This window comes from Seonamhaeicola sp. ABD4_340 (assembly GCF_056312135.1).
Genome location: NZ_CM149981.1, coordinates 531,540 through 549,111 on the forward strand (window position 1 = coordinate 531,540; position 17,572 = coordinate 549,111).

Annotated in this window: 18 protein-coding genes; 15 read left to right on the forward strand and 3 right to left on the reverse strand. The window is 32.6% G+C overall.

What is annotated here, in order from left to right:
- Positions 1 to 2: 2 nt before the first annotated feature.
- The 15 genes from ACYX4H_RS02345 to ACYX4H_RS02415 all read left to right on the forward strand — a co-directional run bounded on the left by ACYX4H_RS02345 (position 3) and on the right by ACYX4H_RS02415 (position 14,902).
- The gene (locus tag ACYX4H_RS02345) at positions 3 to 2,294 is read left to right on the forward strand and encodes a TonB-dependent receptor domain-containing protein (protein ID WP_476237614.1); all 2,292 of its coding nucleotides are present in this window, start codon (positions 3 to 5) and stop codon (positions 2,292 to 2,294) included.
- Positions 2,295 to 2,296: 2 nt separating this feature from the next.
- A complete protein-coding gene (locus tag ACYX4H_RS02350) occupies positions 2,297 to 3,415 on the forward strand; it encodes a PQQ-dependent sugar dehydrogenase (protein WP_476237615.1) in 1,119 nt (372 codons plus the stop codon).
- A gap of 14 nt (positions 3,416 to 3,429) precedes the next feature.
- Entirely contained in the window at positions 3,430 to 3,831 is a 402-nt protein-coding gene (locus tag ACYX4H_RS02355; protein ID WP_476237617.1) for a c-type cytochrome, read from the forward strand.
- A 136-nt stretch (positions 3,832 to 3,967) separates the two neighbouring features.
- The gene (gene udk, locus ACYX4H_RS02360) at positions 3,968 to 4,573 is read left to right on the forward strand and encodes a uridine kinase (protein WP_475295576.1); all 606 of its coding nucleotides are present in this window, start codon (positions 3,968 to 3,970) and stop codon (positions 4,571 to 4,573) included.
- On the forward strand, positions 4,573 to 4,896 hold the full coding sequence (locus tag ACYX4H_RS02365) for an FtsB family cell division protein (protein ID WP_476237618.1): 324 nt from the start codon (positions 4,573 to 4,575) through the stop codon (positions 4,894 to 4,896). The genes udk and ACYX4H_RS02365 overlap by 1 nt, the downstream gene beginning before the upstream one ends.
- A complete protein-coding gene (locus ACYX4H_RS02370; RefSeq protein ID WP_476237620.1) occupies positions 4,889 to 6,241 on the forward strand; it encodes a methylmalonyl-CoA mutase subunit beta in 1,353 nt (450 codons plus the stop codon). Before ACYX4H_RS02365 ends, ACYX4H_RS02370 begins: the two co-directional genes overlap by 8 nt.
- A gap of 24 nt (positions 6,242 to 6,265) precedes the next feature.
- Positions 6,266 to 6,928 carry a hypothetical protein gene (locus tag ACYX4H_RS02375; protein ID WP_476237621.1) on the forward strand — a complete coding sequence of 221 codons (663 nt, stop codon included), beginning with the start codon at positions 6,266 to 6,268 and terminating at the stop codon, positions 6,926 to 6,928.
- Positions 6,929 to 6,942: 14 nt separating this feature from the next.
- Positions 6,943 to 9,060 (forward strand): methylmalonyl-CoA mutase, encoded by a 2,118-nt coding sequence (scpA, locus tag ACYX4H_RS02380; protein WP_476237622.1) that lies wholly within the window; start codon positions 6,943 to 6,945, stop codon positions 9,058 to 9,060.
- A 118-nt stretch (positions 9,061 to 9,178) separates the two neighbouring features.
- Positions 9,179 to 9,943, forward strand: coding sequence for a ParA family protein (locus ACYX4H_RS02385; RefSeq protein WP_475295581.1), 765 nt, complete (start codon positions 9,179 to 9,181; stop codon positions 9,941 to 9,943).
- Between the two features lie 3 nt (positions 9,944 to 9,946).
- Positions 9,947 to 10,861 (forward strand): ParB/RepB/Spo0J family partition protein, encoded by a 915-nt coding sequence (locus ACYX4H_RS02390; RefSeq protein ID WP_475295582.1) that lies wholly within the window; start codon positions 9,947 to 9,949, stop codon positions 10,859 to 10,861.
- The gene (locus ACYX4H_RS02395; protein WP_476237623.1) at positions 10,851 to 11,468 is read left to right on the forward strand and encodes a DUF5683 domain-containing protein; all 618 of its coding nucleotides are present in this window, start codon (positions 10,851 to 10,853) and stop codon (positions 11,466 to 11,468) included. The genes ACYX4H_RS02390 and ACYX4H_RS02395 overlap by 11 nt, the downstream gene beginning before the upstream one ends.
- Before the next feature lie 55 nt (positions 11,469 to 11,523).
- Positions 11,524 to 12,231 carry a 4-hydroxy-tetrahydrodipicolinate reductase gene (gene dapB, locus ACYX4H_RS02400; protein WP_476237624.1) on the forward strand — a complete coding sequence of 236 codons (708 nt, stop codon included), beginning with the start codon at positions 11,524 to 11,526 and terminating at the stop codon, positions 12,229 to 12,231.
- 129 nt (positions 12,232 to 12,360) lie between these two features.
- Complete coding sequence (gene lepB, locus ACYX4H_RS02405; protein WP_476237625.1) at positions 12,361 to 13,947, forward strand: signal peptidase I; 1,587 nt, start codon at positions 12,361 to 12,363, stop codon at positions 13,945 to 13,947.
- A gap of 17 nt (positions 13,948 to 13,964) precedes the next feature.
- On the forward strand, positions 13,965 to 14,591 hold the full coding sequence (locus tag ACYX4H_RS02410) for a WbqC family protein (RefSeq protein WP_476237626.1): 627 nt from the start codon (positions 13,965 to 13,967) through the stop codon (positions 14,589 to 14,591).
- Entirely contained in the window at positions 14,591 to 14,902 is a 312-nt protein-coding gene (locus ACYX4H_RS02415; RefSeq protein WP_476237627.1) for a DUF6122 family protein, read from the forward strand. Before ACYX4H_RS02410 ends, ACYX4H_RS02415 begins: the two co-directional genes overlap by 1 nt.
- A gap of 5 nt (positions 14,903 to 14,907) precedes the next feature.
- On the opposite strand, the gene ACYX4H_RS02420 is transcribed toward ACYX4H_RS02415, so the two are convergent.
- The 3 genes from ACYX4H_RS02420 to ACYX4H_RS02430 are packed head-to-tail and all read right to left on the reverse strand — an operon-like array spanning position 14,908 to position 17,572.
- Entirely contained in the window at positions 14,908 to 15,936 is a 1,029-nt protein-coding gene (locus ACYX4H_RS02420) for an endonuclease/exonuclease/phosphatase family protein (protein ID WP_476237628.1), read from the reverse strand.
- Positions 15,937 to 15,968: 32 nt separating this feature from the next.
- Entirely contained in the window at positions 15,969 to 16,820 is an 852-nt protein-coding gene (locus ACYX4H_RS02425) for a rhomboid family intramembrane serine protease (protein ID WP_476237629.1), read from the reverse strand.
- Positions 16,820 to 17,572 carry a rhomboid family intramembrane serine protease gene (locus ACYX4H_RS02430; RefSeq protein ID WP_475295590.1) on the reverse strand — a complete coding sequence of 251 codons (753 nt, stop codon included), beginning with the start codon at positions 17,570 to 17,572 and terminating at the stop codon, positions 16,820 to 16,822. The genes ACYX4H_RS02425 and ACYX4H_RS02430 overlap by 1 nt, the downstream gene beginning before the upstream one ends.

A 17,572-nucleotide genomic window follows, 5' to 3' on the forward strand; every position in this document is an offset into this window, starting at 1 on the left:
TTGTGAACAAAAAAAACATTTATTTTATTGTTGTGTTGCTTACTAGCGCACTAAGTTTTAGTCAAAAAATAATTTTAGGAAAAGTTACCGATTCTAATAACAATATTTTAAATCTTGTTGAGATTAAAAATACTAAAACACAAGATGTTTTTTTTACCAATGCCAACGGAAATTTCGGAATAAAAGCAGAAGGTGTTTATTCTTTTAAAAAAGAAGGCTATACTACAGAATACATACAGTTAATTTTTGGAGAAAATTATAATATTCAACTTCAACTAAATCCTTCACAATTAAATGAGGTTATTGTTACCAGTAGTATAATACCTCAAACGTTAAAAACACTACCTACAACCACAAATATTATTTTAAAAAAAGATATTGATTTAGGCAACAACATTAATATTAACAATACTTTAAACACAATACCTGGTATTTTCATGCAATCTGGTGCACTAAACACTAACCGTATTACAATAAGAGGCATTGGTGCTAGAAATTTGTTTGGCACATCAAAAATTAGAGCTTATTTTAAAGATATTCCATTAACCAATGGTAGTGGCGAAACAAACATTGAAGATTTTGAACTTGGCGCCATTAGCCGCATTGAAATCACAAAAGGCAATGCTTCTAGTGTTTATGGGGCTGGTTTAGGTGGTACAATAACTTTATTTCCTGAAACTTCAAATTTCAATTCTCAAGTCATAAATAACCAATTTACAATAGGGTCTTTTGAGCTTATTAAAAACTTAACCAATATAAATTTTCACACTAAAAAACATAGTTTTAATACTATTTACAGCAATACGCATAGTAATGGTTTTAGAGCTAATAATACATATAATAGACAAACATTTTTACTATATACAAATCATTTTATAAACAGTAAAAACCAAGTATCTTTTTTGGCAAGTTATGTTAATTTAAAAGCTTTTATACCAAGTTCTTTAAACAAAAGTAATTTTGAAAACAACCCCGAAATTGCAGATATTAACTGGAATAACGCCAAGGGTTTTGAAGATTCTAAACGAGGTATTTTTGGCATATCATGGGAGCATAACTACGGCCAAAAACTAAAACAAACCACAAGTATTTTTACATCTTTTAGAAATGCTTTTGAACCTAGACCATTTAATATTTTAGAAGAAAACACCGTGACTTATGGCGCCCGAACCCGATTAACTAACAACTTAAAATTATTTACCCAACCATTAAATTGGACCTTAGGTGGTGAGTATTTTAAAGATATCTATTCATACAAAACTTTTGAAAATTTATATGAAGATTTTCCGCCTAACACAGGTAGTGTTCAAGGTGATTTACTTTCAAACTTTGAAGAAAACAGAAGCTATTTCAATATTTTTTTTGAAGCTAATTACAGCCTAACAAAAAATACAACGGTTATAATTGGTTCAAACCTAAATAAAACATCATATACACTATATGATAATTTTACAGCAAGTACCGATAATCCAGATCAATCAGGCAAATTCAAATACAAAACCATAATATCACCAAAATTTGGTGTATCGTATCAAGCCACAAAAAACTTAAATATTTACAGCAATGTAAGTCACGGATTTTCACCACTTTCTCTAAATGAAACACTTCTACCAAACGGATTAATAAATCCAGATTTAAACCCTGAAACTGGTTGGAATTTTGAAACAGGCTTAAGAGCAACATCAACAAACCATAAATTACATTTTAATATGGCTGTTTACAGGTTAAGCCTAAAAAATTTATTAGTAGCCCGAAGAACTTCCGAAGATGAATTTATTGGCATAAATGCTGGCAAAACACAACACAACGGTTTAGAAACCAGCATGAGTCACCAAATTATTTCAAACAAAAAAATAGATTTATACGCAAGCATTAGCGCATCATTCACAAACTACAAATTCAAACAATTTATTGATGCTACTAACAACTACTCTGGCAATAAAGTTACAGGCGTTCCTTTAAACACCGTAAACATTATTTCTAAATTTAATACAGCTTTAGGTTTTTATGGCAACATCAACTTTTTACACGTTGGGAAAATGCCAATTACAGATGCCAACAACTTATTTTCAAACGCTTACAACCTTACTAACACCAAAATAGGTTTCAAGAAAAACATAAATAAAAACATAAAAACAAACCTTTTTATTGGTATAAATAATATATTTGATGTAAAGTATGCATCGCAAATTTTAATAAACGCCTCTAGTTTTGGCGGTAATGCACCCCGATATTACTATCCGGGAAATCCTGTAAATTATTACTGCGGCATTAACTTAAATTACGCATTTTAACAATGAAAAAACTAAGTTTAATACTTATTACATTTATAACTTTTGCTGCTTGTGCGCAACAAACAGAATCTGTTGTAAAAGCTGAAACACCCACAGAAATAAACTATACAACCGAAATGGTTGTACCAGGTTTAACAATACCTTGGGGCATGACTTTTTTACCCGATGGTAGCATGCTTATTACTGAAAAAAGTGGCGATTTAATTCATTTTAAAAACAATAAAAAAACTGTTATTGAAGGTGCGCCTGCTGTTTACGTTCGTGGGCAAGGTGGCTTTTTAGATATTAAACTGCACCCCAATTATATAAACAACGGGTGGATTTACATGACGCACGCCTCTAGCCAAGGCAACGGTGACGGCGGAAACACCGCGTTAGTTAGAGCAAAACTTAATGGCAACAAACTTGAAAATTTAGAAACCCTGTATAAAGCTGAACCTAACACAAAAAAAGGGCAGCATTTTGGCTCTAGAATTGCTTTTGATAATGAGGGCTACTTATATTTTTCGGTTGGAGACCGTGGCAATAGAGATGAAAACCCTCAAGATATCACCAAAGATTGTGGTAAAATTTACAGATTACATGATGATGGTACCGTGCCAGAAAGTAATCCGTTTACAAACACCAAAAATGCTAAAACCGCCATTTATAGTTACGGGCACCGTAACCCACAAGGCATGGTAAAACACCCTGTAACTGGCAAAATTTGGACACATGAACATGGTCCGCAAGGCGGTGATGAAATAAATATTATTGAAAAAGGTAAAAACTACGGTTGGCCCGTAATTTCATACGGTATAAATTATAGCGGCACTACTTTTACTGATATTACTGAAAAAGAAGGCATGGAGCAACCTTTATTTTATTGGGTGCCATCCATTGCTCCAAGCGGTTTAGCTATTGTATCTTCAAATAAATACCCTAACTGGAAAGGTAATGTTTTAGTGGGCTCTTTAAAATTTCAATATTTAGAGCGTTTAATTTTAGAAAATAATAAAGTTATTAAACGCGAAAAACTTTTTGAAAATATTGGTAGAGTTAGAAACGTTATACAAGCACCAGATGGTTTTATATATGTAGCCGTTGAAAACCAAGGCATTGTTAAAATTGTTCCAAATTAAATTTTAAAAAAAAGATGAAAAATTATTACCTACTTACACTAGCTTGCTTGTCATTTGCATTTGCACAGGCGCAGAATAACCTAAAACAAAGTATTGAAAACGGTAAAGAAATTTACAATGATTTTTGCGTAACGTGCCACATGGCAAAAGGCGAAGGCGTTAAAGGCACCTATCCGCCATTGGCAAAATCTGATTATTTAATGAACAACCGAAAAGCTGGCATAAGAGCCATTAAATTTGGCATTTCGGGTGAAATTATTGTAAACGGAGAAACCTACAACAACACCATGGCCACACTAGGCTTAAGTGATGATGAAATTGCCGATGTTATGAACTACATAACCAACGCTTGGGGCAATAAAAACAACAAAATGTTTACAAAAACCGAAGTTGAAAACACCCAAAACCAAAATTAAACACAAAATACTGTTTATGCATTTAAACAATTTTTAACAGGTTTTTATTTAATTATTCGTAACAAAAACATTAAATACACTAAAATAATACAATAAATAATTTTAAATTTGCCTGTATAATTTTAGGCAAAAACACATGTTAATAATAGGCATTGCAGGCGGTACAGGTTGCGGAAAAACAACAGTAGTAAACCAGCTTCTTAAAGAATTACCCGAAGGTGAAGTGGGTGTTATTTCGCAAGACTCGTATTACAAAGACACGTCACACCTGTCTTATAATGAGCGCGTAAATATTAATTTTGATCACCCAAGATCTATAGATTTTGAACTTATAGAAGCTCATTTAAAACAATTAAAAAAGAATAAACCCATACATCAACCCGTTTATTCTTTTGTAAAACATAACCGCACGGGCGATACTATTTTAACGCACCCAAGAAAAGTTATGATTGTTGAAGGTATTTTAATTTTAACAAACCCAGAGTTAAGGGATATGTTTGATATTAAAATATTTGTTCACACAGATTCTGACGAGCGCTTAATTAGACGTTTAAAACGTGACATTTCTGAACGCGGCAGAGATTTAGATGAAGTTTTATCGCGCTACCAAAACACGCTTAAACCTATGCACGAGCAATTTATTGAACCTATGAAAGAATATGCCGATATTATAATACCAAATAACAGGTACAATACCGTTGCTATTGATATTGTTAAAACAATTATAAACGAAAAGCTATAATGGCATTTTTTAAACATCCTTTTTTTAAACCATTTAAAAACATTTTTATATTAATACTAGTGGCTTTTGGTATTTGGATGCTTTTTTTTGATGCTAATTCACTACTTATTCATCATGAATTAAATTCTGAAATAAATGATTTAGAAGATGAAAAAGAATACTATAAAAAGGAAATAGAAAAAGACAATAAAGCACTAAAAGAACTTAGCACAGACGAAGGTTTAGAAAAATTTGCTAGAGAAGAATATTACATGAAACGCAATAATGAAGAAATTTTTATTATTGAATATGAAGATAGCCTAAAAACAAAAAATAATGAATAAAAAGTTGTTTAATGGTTTTGATGCGGTTTCGGCTAAACAGTGGAAACAAAAAATTCAGTTTGATTTAAAAGGTGCAGATTATAACACCACATTAAACTGGAACACAAATCATGACATTACAGTTAAACCTTTTTATCATGCCGATGATTTTGAAGCACTTCCAAACACATCCAAAACGCAAGCCACACAATGGCGTATTTGTGAAACTATTTATGTTGCTAATGAAAAAACAGCCAACAAAAATGCTGTAAATGCTATAAAAAAAGGTGCTGATAGTATAAAATTCATTATCCCTTCACAAAACATTTCAATTGAAACTTTAATAGAATCTATAAATACTGAAAACATTTCAATGCATTTTGAATGTGATTTTTTATCAGAATCATTCACTAAAAACACACATTCAAAATTCATAAAAAAGCCTATTTTTCAAAATGACATTATTCACAATTTAGCAAAAACAGGTAACTGGTATTCTAATTTAAATTCAGATTTTAATACATTAAAAAATATTGTTTCGGCAACAAATAGTATAAGTATAAATACTGCCTTATACCAAAACGCAGGTGCTAACATAGTGCAGCAATTAGCATATGCTTTAGCCCATGCTAATGAGTATTTAAACGCTTTAATATTGCCACAAAACGCCATAATAAATTTTAATGTAGCAGTAAGTTCTAATTATTTTTTTGAAGTTGCTAAACTTAAAGCCCTAAGGCTTTTATGGGAAACTTTAGCCCATGAATACCAAACAAATACAGAGTGCCATATTTTTGCAACTCCTAGCAAACGCAACAAAACTATTTACGATTATAATACCAACATGCTGCGTACAACCACCGAATGTATGAGCGCTATTTTAGGAGGCGCTAACACCATTAGTAATTTAGCCTATGATAGTGTTTATAATAAAACCAATGCATTTGGTAGTAGAATAGCCCGAAATCAACTATTAATTTTAAAACACGAAAGTTATTTTAATAAGGTTAACAATCCTACTGATGGCGCTTATTATATTGAAAGCTTAACCCAACAATTAGCTGAAAAAGCTTTAGAATTATTCAAAAATATTGAAAGTAATGGCGGATTTTTAAAACAGCTAAAACTGGGCATTATTCAACGTAAAATAAAAGAAAGTGCCGCTAAAGAAATTGAACAATTTAACAACGGAACACTAGTACTTTTAGGCACAAACAAACACCCAAATAGTTTAGATAAAATGAAAAACAATTTAGAGTTATATCCGTTTGTTAAAACCAATAAAAGAAAAACACTCATTGAACCCATAATTGAAAAACGATTAGCCGAAACTTTAGAACAAAACCGTTTAAAAACTGAAGCATAAAACCTTTTACAATTAATTTAACCCATGAAATCAATTTTAAAAACCTTCATTTTAGCACTTACTTTTGTGTTGTTTAATTGCAAAAACACTAGCAATAATTTAGAGTACAAATACACTAACAAACCCGCTACTGTTGCTTGTAAAAACACTAATAGTAAACTTTATGCAGAAGCTTTATATGCTTTTGAAGAAGACATTTTAAATTACTACGGAAAAAATAGCCGAAACAACAACGCACAACCTAATTTAACTTATGCTTATAGCCAATTTGTTAGAAATGCTGTTTATAGCAAACCACCTTTTGAAAGTGTTATTTCACAACACACTATAAATGTATTTCAAGCTTTAAAAAACGATAACACACTGTGGGATGCCAATAACACAAAAAGCCATTTAAATTACAACAGCCCACTCATAAAATGTGTTGCTGAAAACTTAAAAAATGATAATTTAAAAACAACATTTAAATCATTACTTTCAATAAATGATTTGAACCCAAAACTAATTGGGCCTCCAATTGTTTCAAACTACCGAAGCGCTTTAAGCGATAAGCATTTAGCAACTTATATTGCTTTTGATTTCTTTTACGCTAAACTTTTTGAAGTAGATTTAACAAAAGTAAATCCGCATAAAGTAGATTCAAAAGTAGATTTCAACAAAACACCAACTACACCAAAGCAACAATAAAACACAAATAGCTTTTGAGAAAAAACCTTGAACATATTACCCTAAAAAATAGCCAAAGCAATACAACAGAAGAGAAAGATACTTTTGAAACTTCCGAAGGTATTTTAATACAATCAACATATTCTAAAAACGATATAAAAAATTTAGAACATCTTGATTTTGCTGCTGGTATTGCACCCAATTTACGTGGCCCATACAGTACCATGTATGTACGCAGACCGTGGACTATTAGGCAATATGCAGGTTTTAGTACTGCTGAAGAAAGCAATGCCTTTTACCGCAGAAATTTAGCAGCAGGACAAAAAGGCTTATCTGTAGCGTTTGATTTAGCTACACATCGTGGTTACGATAGTGATCACGAACGTGTGGTGGGCGATGTAGGTAAAGCAGGTGTAGCCATAGATTCGGTTGAAGACATGAAAATGCTTTTCAACCAAATTCCACTAGATAAAATGTCGGTTTCCATGACCATGAATGGTGCTGTTTTGCCAATTATGGCATTTTATATTGTGGCTGCTGAAGAACAAGGTGTAAAGCCAGCATTACTATCAGGCACTATTCAAAATGATATTTTAAAAGAATTCATGGTGCGTAATACCTATATTTATCCGCCAACACCATCAATGAATATAATATCCGATATTTTTGAATTCACCAGCAAAAACATGCCTAAATTCAACAGTATTAGTATTTCTGGCTACCACATGCAAGAAGCGGGTGCAACTTGTGATATTGAATTAGCCTACACCCTAGCCAATGGTTTAGAGTACATAAGAAAAGGCCTTGAAGCAGGTATGGATATTGATACCTTTGCACCACGTTTATCATTTTTTTGGGCTATAGGCATGAATCATTTCATGGAAATAGCCAAAATGCGTGCCGCACGAATGTTATGGGCAAAAATTGTAAAACAATTCAATCCTAAAAACCCAAAATCATTAGCATTACGTACACATTGCCAAACTAGCGGTTGGAGTTTAACTGAGCAAGACCCATTTAACAATGTTGCCCGCACTACTATTGAGGCGGCGGCCGCAGCCTTTGGTGGCACACAAAGTTTACATACTAATGCTTTAGATGAAGCCATTGCACTACCAACAGATTTTTCTGCCAGAATTGCTCGTAACACACAAATATTTTTACAAGAAGAAACACATATTACCAAAACCGTAGACCCATGGGCAGGCAGCTATTACGTTGAAAAGCTAACACATGATATTGCCCAAAAAGCATGGAGTTTAATTGAAGAAGTTGAAGCCCTTGGCGGTATGACAAAGGCTATTGAAACTGGCATACCAAAAATGCGCATTGAAGAGGCTGCCGCAAAAAAACAAGCAAAAATAGATTCTGAGCAAGATATTATTATAGGTGTTAACAAGTACGTTCTCAAAGAAGAAGATCCAATTGCTACACTTGAAGTTGATAACCATACCGTAAGAAACCAACAAATTGAAGGTTTAAAAAAACTGAAAGCTACCCGAAACACTGAAAAAGTTAAACAAACGCTTTTAAAATTAACCAAGGCTGCTAAAACAGGTGAAGAAAATTTGTTAGCTTTAGCCATTGAAGCCGCAAGAGCACGTGCAACTTTAGGTGAAATAAGCAACGCTTTAGAAACTGTTTTTGGACGTTACAAAGCACAAGTAAAATCGTTCTCTGGTGTATACAGTAAAGAAGTGAAAAACGATAAATCATTCATAAAAGCACAAGAATTAGCCAATACTTTTACCGAACAAGACGGCAGACGCCCGCGTATTATGATTGCTAAAATGGGACAAGATGGTCATGACCGTGGTGCCAAAGTTGTGGCCACCGGTTATGCAGATATTGGTTTTGATGTTGATATTGGCCCTTTATTTCAAACACCACAAGAAGCCGCAAAACAAGCCGTTGAAAATGATGTACATATTTTGGGGGTTTCATCATTAGCGGCAGGCCACAAAACCCTTGTTCCGCAAGTTATTGAAGCTTTAAAAAATTATAGCAGAGATGATATTATGGTTATTGTTGGCGGTGTTATACCAAAACAAGATTACCAATATCTTTTTGATGCTGGTGCAATTGCCGTTTTTGGTCCTGGTACAAAAATTAGCGATGCAGCTATTAAAATTTTAGAAATTTTATTGGATTAAAATTGATAATAACCAACTAAAAACTGCATTCTATTTTTATTTAATCATTGTTAACAAAATGGGTTTTTATTCCTCATAAATAATTGTATTTTTACCGTTAATAAAACCAAACTATTTAATGGGTAAAATCATTGCAATTGCTAATCAGAAAGGTGGTGTAGGAAAAACAACTACATCTATTAATTTAGCAGCTTCACTAGGTGTTCTTGAGAAAAAAGTATTACTAATAGATGCAGATCCTCAAGCAAATGCAACTTCAGGTATTGGAATTGATGTAGAATCTGTTGAAATTGGCACATACCAATTATTGGAACATTCACATACTGCCAAAGAAGCTATAGTAAAAACAGAAACTCCTAATCTTGATATTATACCTGCTCATATTGATTTGGTTGCTATTGAGATTGAATTGGTTGACAAAGAATCTAGAGAATATATGCTTAAAACAGCTTTAAGCGATATTAAAGATGAATACGACTATATTTTAATAGACTGCGCACCATCATTAGGCTTATTAACACTAAACGCCTTAACTGCTGCAGATGCCGTAATAATACCTATTCAATGCGAATATTTTGCTTTAGAAGGTTTAGGCAAACTATTAAACACCATTAAAAGTGTACAAAAAATACACAATAAAAATTTAGATATTGAAGGTTTACTATTAACCATGTATGATTCGCGTTTACGCTTATCTAACCAAGTTGTTGAAGAAGTTCAAAAGCATTTTAACGATATGGTTTTCCAAACCATTATTCAACGAAACATACGCTTAAGTGAAGCACCAAGTTACGGCGAAAGTATTATAAACTATGATGCTAGCAGTAAAGGCGCCAATAACTACTTAAGTTTGGCAAACGAAATTATAAATAAAAACTCCTAAAAAATGGCCAAGGCAAATAAGAAGCAAGCTTTAGGAAGAGGTTTATCGGCCTTATTAAAAGACCCTGAAAACAACATACAATCTGCTCAAGATGAAGGAGCAGATAAAGTAGTTGGCAATATTATTGAATTAGATTTAGATTATATTGAAGTAAATCCGTTTCAACCTAGAAGCAATTTTAACGAAGAAACCCTTCAAGAATTAGCCACTTCTATTAAAGAATTAGGCGTTATTCAACCTATAACAGTTAGAAAACTAGATTTCAATAAATACCAATTAGTATCTGGTGAAAGACGTTTTAGAGCTTCTAAATTACTTGGATTAGAAACAATACCTGCTTACGTACGAATAGCAAACGACCAAGAATCATTAGAGATGGCCTTGGTTGAAAACATTCAACGTCAAGACTTAGACCCTATTGAAATTGCGCTTTCCTACCAACGTTTAATTGATGAAATTAACCTAACTCAAGAACAAATGAGCGAGCGTGTTGGTAAAAAACGCTCTACAATTACAAACTATTTACGCTTATTAAAACTAGACCCAATTATACAAACGGGCATGCGTGATGGTTTTATTTCTATGGGCCACGGGCGCGCTTTAATTTCTGTAGAAGACACATCTACACAGCTAGATATTTATGGCAAAGTATTAGAAAATGAACTTTCAGTAAGAGCTACAGAAACCTTAATTAAAAATTACAACGCCACTAAAAAAGTTACCGTACCTACCAAAGAAAGTGATAATGATGAAAGCACACCTAAATTCATAAAAAAAGGTATTAACGTGTTTTCAGAATACTTTGGACACAAAATAGACGTTAAAGTTTCTAAAAATGGTAAAGGAAAAATAAGCATTCCTTTTCATTCAGAAGAAGACTTTAATCGTATTAAAAAATTAATTGAAGGTGCTAAATAAATCCTTAATAGTAAGCGTACTAGCCTTTTTGTTTTGTTTTTCGTTGGTAGCCCAAGAGGAAAAAGAAAAAAAATCAAAACGAAAAAAAATTTCAAAAGAAATAGTAGTAGATTCTGTAATACCAAGAGAACCTATAGACCCTTTATCTCCTTCAAAAGCAGCTTTTTACTCTGCTATATTACCTGGTTTAGGGCAAATTTATAACAAAAGATATTGGAAAGCACCCATAGTTTGGGGCGCTTTGGGCACAGGTATTTACTTTTACACCAACAATAATAAAGAATATAACAGATACCGTGATGCCTACAAAAGAAGGCTTGCTGGTTTTACTGATGATGAATTTTTAACCGTTGAACCAGATGGTTCTATAACCGAACGTGTTACTACCGAAGGTTTGGAGCGCGCTCAAAAATTTTACAGAAGAAATAAAGAAATATCATTACTTGTTACCATTGGCATTTATGCTTTAAATATTATTGATGCCAACGTTGATGCGCATTTACTGCAATACAATGTAGATGAAAACTTATCTTTGGCACCGCATTACAAGTTCAATGAATTTGACGGCAAAAGTAATGCTGGTTTAACTCTAAACTTTAAATTTTAGTTCAGTTTTACTTGAACTTTAGCTAAAAACACATAACCTTTCAAAAATTAAACACATGAAAATTGCTTTATTAGGATACGGACGTATGGGGCAAACCATTGAGAAAATAGCAATTAGCCGCGGACACGATGTGGTTTTAAAAATTGATAAAGATGATGTAGATTATGATATAACACAAGCCGATGTTGCTATAGATTTTAGCTTACCTACAGCTGCTTTTGGAAACATAACAAACTGCATAAACAATCGTGTTCCTGTAGTTTCTGGCACAACCGGTTGGTTAGAAAATCACGAAAAAGCAGTAACCCTTTGTAATGATAAAAAAGGTGCTTTTATTTATGCTTCAAATTTTAGTTTGGGTGTAAATATCTTTTTTGAGCTAAATAAAACCTTAGCAAAAATGATGAGTAACTTAAAACAGTATAAAGTTACTATGGAAGAAATTCATCATACAAAAAAATTAGATGCTCCTAGCGGAACAGCCATTACTTTGGCCGAAGGAGTTATTGAAAACAACACAAATTATAATGCTTGGGAGTTAAACGAAACTAAAAACAATAACGCTATACCAATTGTAGCAAAGCGTATTGGCGATGTACCTGGTACACATACAGTTAATTATGCTAGTGAGGTTGACACTATTAACATTGAGCATGTAGCACACAACAGGCAAGGCTTTGCTTTAGGTGCTGTTGTTGCTGCAGAATGGTTAGTGGGAAAAACGGGGGTTTTTTCAATGAATGATGTTTTAGGCATTAAATAAATTTGTAAATCTTTGTTAAATGGGTATAAATGCGCACTCATAATTTTTATTTCACCCAGAAAAACTGCAAATTTGAAGCGCTAAAAAATTAACCTAATTGTTTTCAAGCAATTACAATAACATAAAATTATGTCATTATCTCAATGGTTCATATTAATTTTAATAATTCAAGTGATACATGCATTAGGCACTTGGAAATTATACATTAAAGCCGGCAGACAAGCATGGGAAGCCTTTATTCCTGTTTATAACGGTGTTATTTTAATGAAAATAATTAATAGACCATGGTGGTGGGTAATTTTATTATTTCTGCCTATAGTAAACCTTTTTATGTTTGCTATTATTTGGGTTGAAACAGCTAGAAGTTTTGGTAAAAACCAATATTTAGATACTTTTTTAGCTGTAGTTACACTTGGCTTTTATAACTATTATTTAAACTATGTTGCAGATGTTAGCTATGTAGAAAATAGAGATTTAAACCCTAAATCATCGTCAGGTGAATGGACTAGCTCTATACTTTTTGCAATTGTAGCCGCTACTATTGTACATACATATTTTATGCAACCGTTTACAATTCCGTCTTCATCATTAGAAAAATCATTATTAGTAGGCGATTTTTTATTTGTAAGTAAGTTTCATTATGGGGCCAGAGTGCCAATGACAACCGTTGCTGCTCCTATGGTGCATGATACCATTCCTGTTTTAAAAACAAAATCGTATGTTTTTGACGATGATTTTTCAAAACGAAACACCTCGTGGTTAAACAAACTACAACTTCCCTATTTAAGAATTCCTGGTTTTCAAAAAATAAAAAGAAATGACATTGTAGTATTTAATCAACCTGCGGATACACTTCGTGATATGAATGATTTTCATCCAGACAGGAATTACTATAAACCTATTGACAAAAAAACAAACTTAGTTAAGCGTTGTGTTGCTATTGCTGGTGACACCTTTGAAATAAAAGACGGCTACGTATACATAAACGGCAAAAAAAATGAATTACCAGACAGAGCTAAACTTCAATTTAGTTATTATGTACAAACAAAAGGCCGCTTAAACCCCGATTATTTAAAAAAACGCTACGACATTACCGATAACATTTACGCCATGGATGCCAAAGGCACAAGCTATTTACTATCGGCGGTGAGTGATGAGGCCTTAGCCAAATTTAAAAACCACCCCAATGTTGTAAACATTGTGCCTAATAAACAAAAAGAAGGTGAAGGCACACCTGAAGAAACCTTTCCTCACGACCCAAATTACCAATGGAATCGTGATTTTTTTGGTCCGCTTTACGTGCCTGAAAAAGGAAAAACTATTGATATAAACCTTGAAGTTTTACCACTTTACAAACGTGTAATTACAGAATATGAGCACAACAAACTGCAAGTAAAAGGCAATCAAATATTTATTAATGATGCCTTAGCTACTACCTATACTTTTAAACAAAATTATTATTGGATGATGGGTGATAACCGCCACAACTCTATTGATGCGCGCGCTTGGGGCTTTGTACCTTTTGATCATGTTGTAGGTAAACCTGTGTTTATTTGGATGAGTTGGGATGGTTTCCCTAATGCACGTTGGGAGCGCTTTTTCACAACCGTTGGTGGTAGTGGTAAAGCAACATCATTCTTCATTCCGTTTGTAATAGCTCTTTTAGGTTGGATAGGTTTTAATAAATGGCGAAAACGCAAACAAGCCAATGCCTAAATTTATAGGGTTAAACCATGAATAACATACTTATTCACCCAACATATTTTCCTAATGTAGCTCATTTTGTTGCTATAGTTAGTGCTAAAAATGTGCATTTTGAAGTTGCTGATAATTTTGTTAAGCAAACTTACAGAAACCGTACTTACATTTATGGTGCCAATGGCAAACAAGCCCTAAACATCCCTGTAGTTTACACACAAAAAAACAGACAATTATACAGTGAAGTACAAATTTTTAATGACGAAAACTGGCAAGCCAACCACTGGAAATCTTTACTTTCAGCCTACAGAACATCGCCTTTTTTTGAGTATTATGAAGATGAACTTCAACCTTTATTTGAAGAAAGAGAAGACAGCATTTTAAACTTTAACCTAAAATGTTTTAGTATTATTTGTGATTGTTTACAATTAGATATCACACCTTTACAAACTACTATTTTTGAAAAAAAACCTATTAACAAAACAGATTTTAGGCATTTAGTGAACGCAAAAAAAGAACCGATTTATAATTTTGAAAAATACACCCAAGTATTTAGTTCAAAGCACGGTTTTATTGAAAATTTAAGCATTTTAGATGTATTGTTCAACGAAGGCCCAAATGCACTAAATTATTTGGAAAACCAAACCTTAATTACCCTTTAATGCTTCAACCTATAGCACATTACGGTTGCCATTTTTTATTACCATTGGCCGTTGCTTTAATTGCTTTTAAACAACACTGGCAAAAAGCCTATTTAATTATGATTGCTGGTATGTTAATAGACTTAGATCATCTTTTAGCAACACCAATTTTTAGCCCAAACCGGTGCAGTATTAATTTTCATCCGTTGCATACTTATTATGCTATTGCTGTTTATATTTTATTATTAATTCCGAAGAAAACCAGACTGATAGCCTTAGGTTTGGTAATACATATAATTTCTGATGTTGTTGATTGTAGTTTTATGACATAAAAAAATCAGTCTTTTTCAAGTGATAAGTTAGCCGTAATAGGAAAATGATCAGAAAAATGCTGATTGTAGGCTTTAAAACTGTTCACGCTAAAAGCTTCATCAGCAAAAATAAAATCTATACGCATAGGAAAAAACTTAAAATCGTGCGTTCGCCCAAAACCAGTACCAGCTTCATCATAAGTATCTTGTAAATTACCTTTAATTTTTCGGTACACATACGAAAATGCTGTATTATTAAAATCGCCACAAATAACCATTTTATATGGGCATTGTTTTTTATGCATTAAAAATAATTCGGTTTGAAATTGCTGCATTTTAAATGTTGAAATTACGCGCTTAAATAAACGCTCAGAATCTTCGTTTTTTAAATGTTCAACACTGGTATTAATTTTTAAAGATTCTAGGTGAATGTTATAAATTCTAATAGTATCTGCACCATTAACAACATCAGCAAAAATGGCATTATTGGCTGTATTAGGAAACTCAATAGAACCCGAATTAACAATAGGAAATTGCGAAAAAATAGCCTGACCATATTTATCTTTTTTACCCGATAATTTTTCAAACTTATATTTAAAAAAAGACAGGTTTATATTTTTATGCGGATGATACTCTTGAATGCTTAAAACCTGAGGATTTTCGGTGGTTAAAAAATCTACAATTTGAGTTTCAATGCTATCTTTATCAATCCATTTATATAAATTAAACAACCTAACATTGTAATTCATCACCTTAAAATTGTTAGGACTTTCGATGTTTTTTGATGCTGAAAACTTAAATAACGAACCGTAAAAAACATATCCAATTAATAAAATAACAATTGAAAGCAAACTTTGCCTTTTAAACTTTAACAACCAATAAACAGCAAATAAAATATTTAGAAGAATGAGTAAAGACACCCCTAAATTTAAAACTGATAATACCGAAAAAGTTTTAGGCGGCAAATAAGGCAGCACGTATGAAAACAAAAGTGCCAGCGCTACAATAACGTTGATGAAGTAAATAATTTTATTTAAAAAACTAAGGTGCTTCATCTTTCATTTAAATTATTGGTGTGTTTTAAGTATTATTGTTTTCCGGCTCTGAACAAGAAATCTTTTTCTTCTGAAGTTAAACTATCGTAACCGCTTTTACTAATTTTATCTAGAATTACATCTACTTTTTTCTGGTTATTAAACTCGTTAAATTCACTTTTAGTATAACCACCAACTTTACTTTTATTTTTATGAACTGTTTTTAACGGACTCTTTTTTGAAGGCTTAAAAACATTAACCAACCCATCCATAAACCTCTCAAAACCTTTACCAATATCATTGCCTTTAGTAAGCTGTGTTGCGTACAAATACCCCAACAAAGCACCGCCTAAATGGGCTAAATTTCCGCCAGCGTTTACTGAGCCTAAACCTATTACGTCTAAAGCCACTATTGCTACAGCTATGTACCAAAGCTTAATTCTAAAACTTAAAAGTGCAACTTCTTGGTTGGGCATATATGCACAAATAAATATGAGCAAGGCCCTTACTGATGCTGATGCACCAACTAGTGTAGATGTTCCGCCAAAAATTCCAGGGAATATTTCATACCCCAACATAAACAGTAAACCACCAAAAATGGCTCCTAAAAAATATACGTTTAACGCCAATTTTGGATTAAACAAATTCAAAACACTTTTACCAATAAAGTAAAGCCAAAGCATATTGAAAAGGATATGAAAAAAATCATGATGCAAAAACGCATAAGTTACCAAGCTCCATGGTTTTAAAATAAAACTAGAAAAACTACTTGGTAGCATAAACCATGATAAATTTAAGCGTAATAATACTTGCACTAAATAAATAATAACATTTATAGCTATTATTTTTTCTAGAACATTGAGTCTGCTAAATTTATATTTTATGTTATTTATAAACGTTGCCATTAATACCAACGGTTTTTATTAAACTGATTTTTTTTCCAGTACCACATAATTAAAAATCCCGTTAAAGCACCACCAACATGCGCAAAATGGGCCACATTACCGTAACCAAAAATAGATTGACCGCTAATACCTGAAATTAAATCTATTAAAATAATACCCGGAATAAAGTACTTTGCCTTAATAGGAATTGGTAGAAATATCATCATAAGTTCTGCATTAGGATTCATCATTGCAAAAGCAACCATTATACCCATTAAACAACCAGATGCACCAACCATTGATGCGTTAAAAGCCGAAAATATGCTTTGTAATTGCGAAAATTGCAGCTCTGTTATACCTGTATCTAACACTTTGTTGGTTGATAACATTTGCAAAATTTCACTTGGCGTTAAACCCGATGAAACTAAGGTGTTATAGGTTGGCACAAACTCATAATAATGGTAACCAACTTGTAAAGCCACAGCACCTAGACCAGCCGAAAAGTATATAAACAAAAACCGTTTACTGCCTAAAACTTGCTCTACTGGTGTACCAAACATCCAAAGGGCAAACATGTTAAAAAACAAATGCGCAACACCACCATGCATAAACATATGGGTCACTATTTGCCATGGTTTAAACGCATCATTTTTAGGAAAATGCATTGCAAACCAATCATAAAACAATATGCCGTTACCTACAGCCAAAGTACCAATAAACATAATAACATTAATGATTATTAAATGTTTAACGGTTTCTGAAATTCGCATCAT

Excerpts from the sequence above, each read along its gene's own strand:
- ACYX4H_RS02350 (WP_476237615.1), top strand. The coding sequence starts at position 2,297 with ATGAAAAAACTAAGTTTAATACTTATTACATTTATAACTTTTGCTGCT.
- ACYX4H_RS02355 (WP_476237617.1), top strand. The coding sequence starts at position 3,430 with ATGAAAAATTATTACCTACTTACACTAGCTTGCTTGTCATTTGCATTT.
- udk (WP_475295576.1), top strand. The coding sequence starts at position 3,968 with ATGTTAATAATAGGCATTGCAGGCGGTACAGGTTGCGGAAAAACAACA.
- ACYX4H_RS02365 (WP_476237618.1), top strand. The coding sequence starts at position 4,573 with ATGGCATTTTTTAAACATCCTTTTTTTAAACCATTTAAAAACATTTTT.
- ACYX4H_RS02370 (WP_476237620.1), top strand. The coding sequence starts at position 4,889 with ATGAATAAAAAGTTGTTTAATGGTTTTGATGCGGTTTCGGCTAAACAG.
- ACYX4H_RS02375 (WP_476237621.1), top strand. The coding sequence starts at position 6,266 with ATGAAATCAATTTTAAAAACCTTCATTTTAGCACTTACTTTTGTGTTG.
- ACYX4H_RS02385 (WP_475295581.1), top strand. The coding sequence starts at position 9,179 with ATGGGTAAAATCATTGCAATTGCTAATCAGAAAGGTGGTGTAGGAAAA.
- ACYX4H_RS02390 (WP_475295582.1), top strand. The coding sequence starts at position 9,947 with ATGGCCAAGGCAAATAAGAAGCAAGCTTTAGGAAGAGGTTTATCGGCC.
- dapB (WP_476237624.1), top strand. The coding sequence starts at position 11,524 with ATGAAAATTGCTTTATTAGGATACGGACGTATGGGGCAAACCATTGAG.
- lepB (WP_476237625.1), top strand. The coding sequence starts at position 12,361 with ATGTCATTATCTCAATGGTTCATATTAATTTTAATAATTCAAGTGATA.
- ACYX4H_RS02410 (WP_476237626.1), top strand. The coding sequence starts at position 13,965 with ATGAATAACATACTTATTCACCCAACATATTTTCCTAATGTAGCTCAT.
- ACYX4H_RS02415 (WP_476237627.1), top strand. The coding sequence starts at position 14,591 with ATGCTTCAACCTATAGCACATTACGGTTGCCATTTTTTATTACCATTG.
- ACYX4H_RS02420 (WP_476237628.1), bottom strand. The coding sequence starts at position 15,936 with ATGAAGCACCTTAGTTTTTTAAATAAAATTATTTACTTCATCAACGTT.
- ACYX4H_RS02425 (WP_476237629.1), bottom strand. The coding sequence starts at position 16,820 with ATGGCAACGTTTATAAATAACATAAAATATAAATTTAGCAGACTCAAT.
- ACYX4H_RS02430 (WP_475295590.1), bottom strand. The coding sequence starts at position 17,572 with ATGATGCGAATTTCAGAAACCGTTAAACATTTAATAATCATTAATGTT.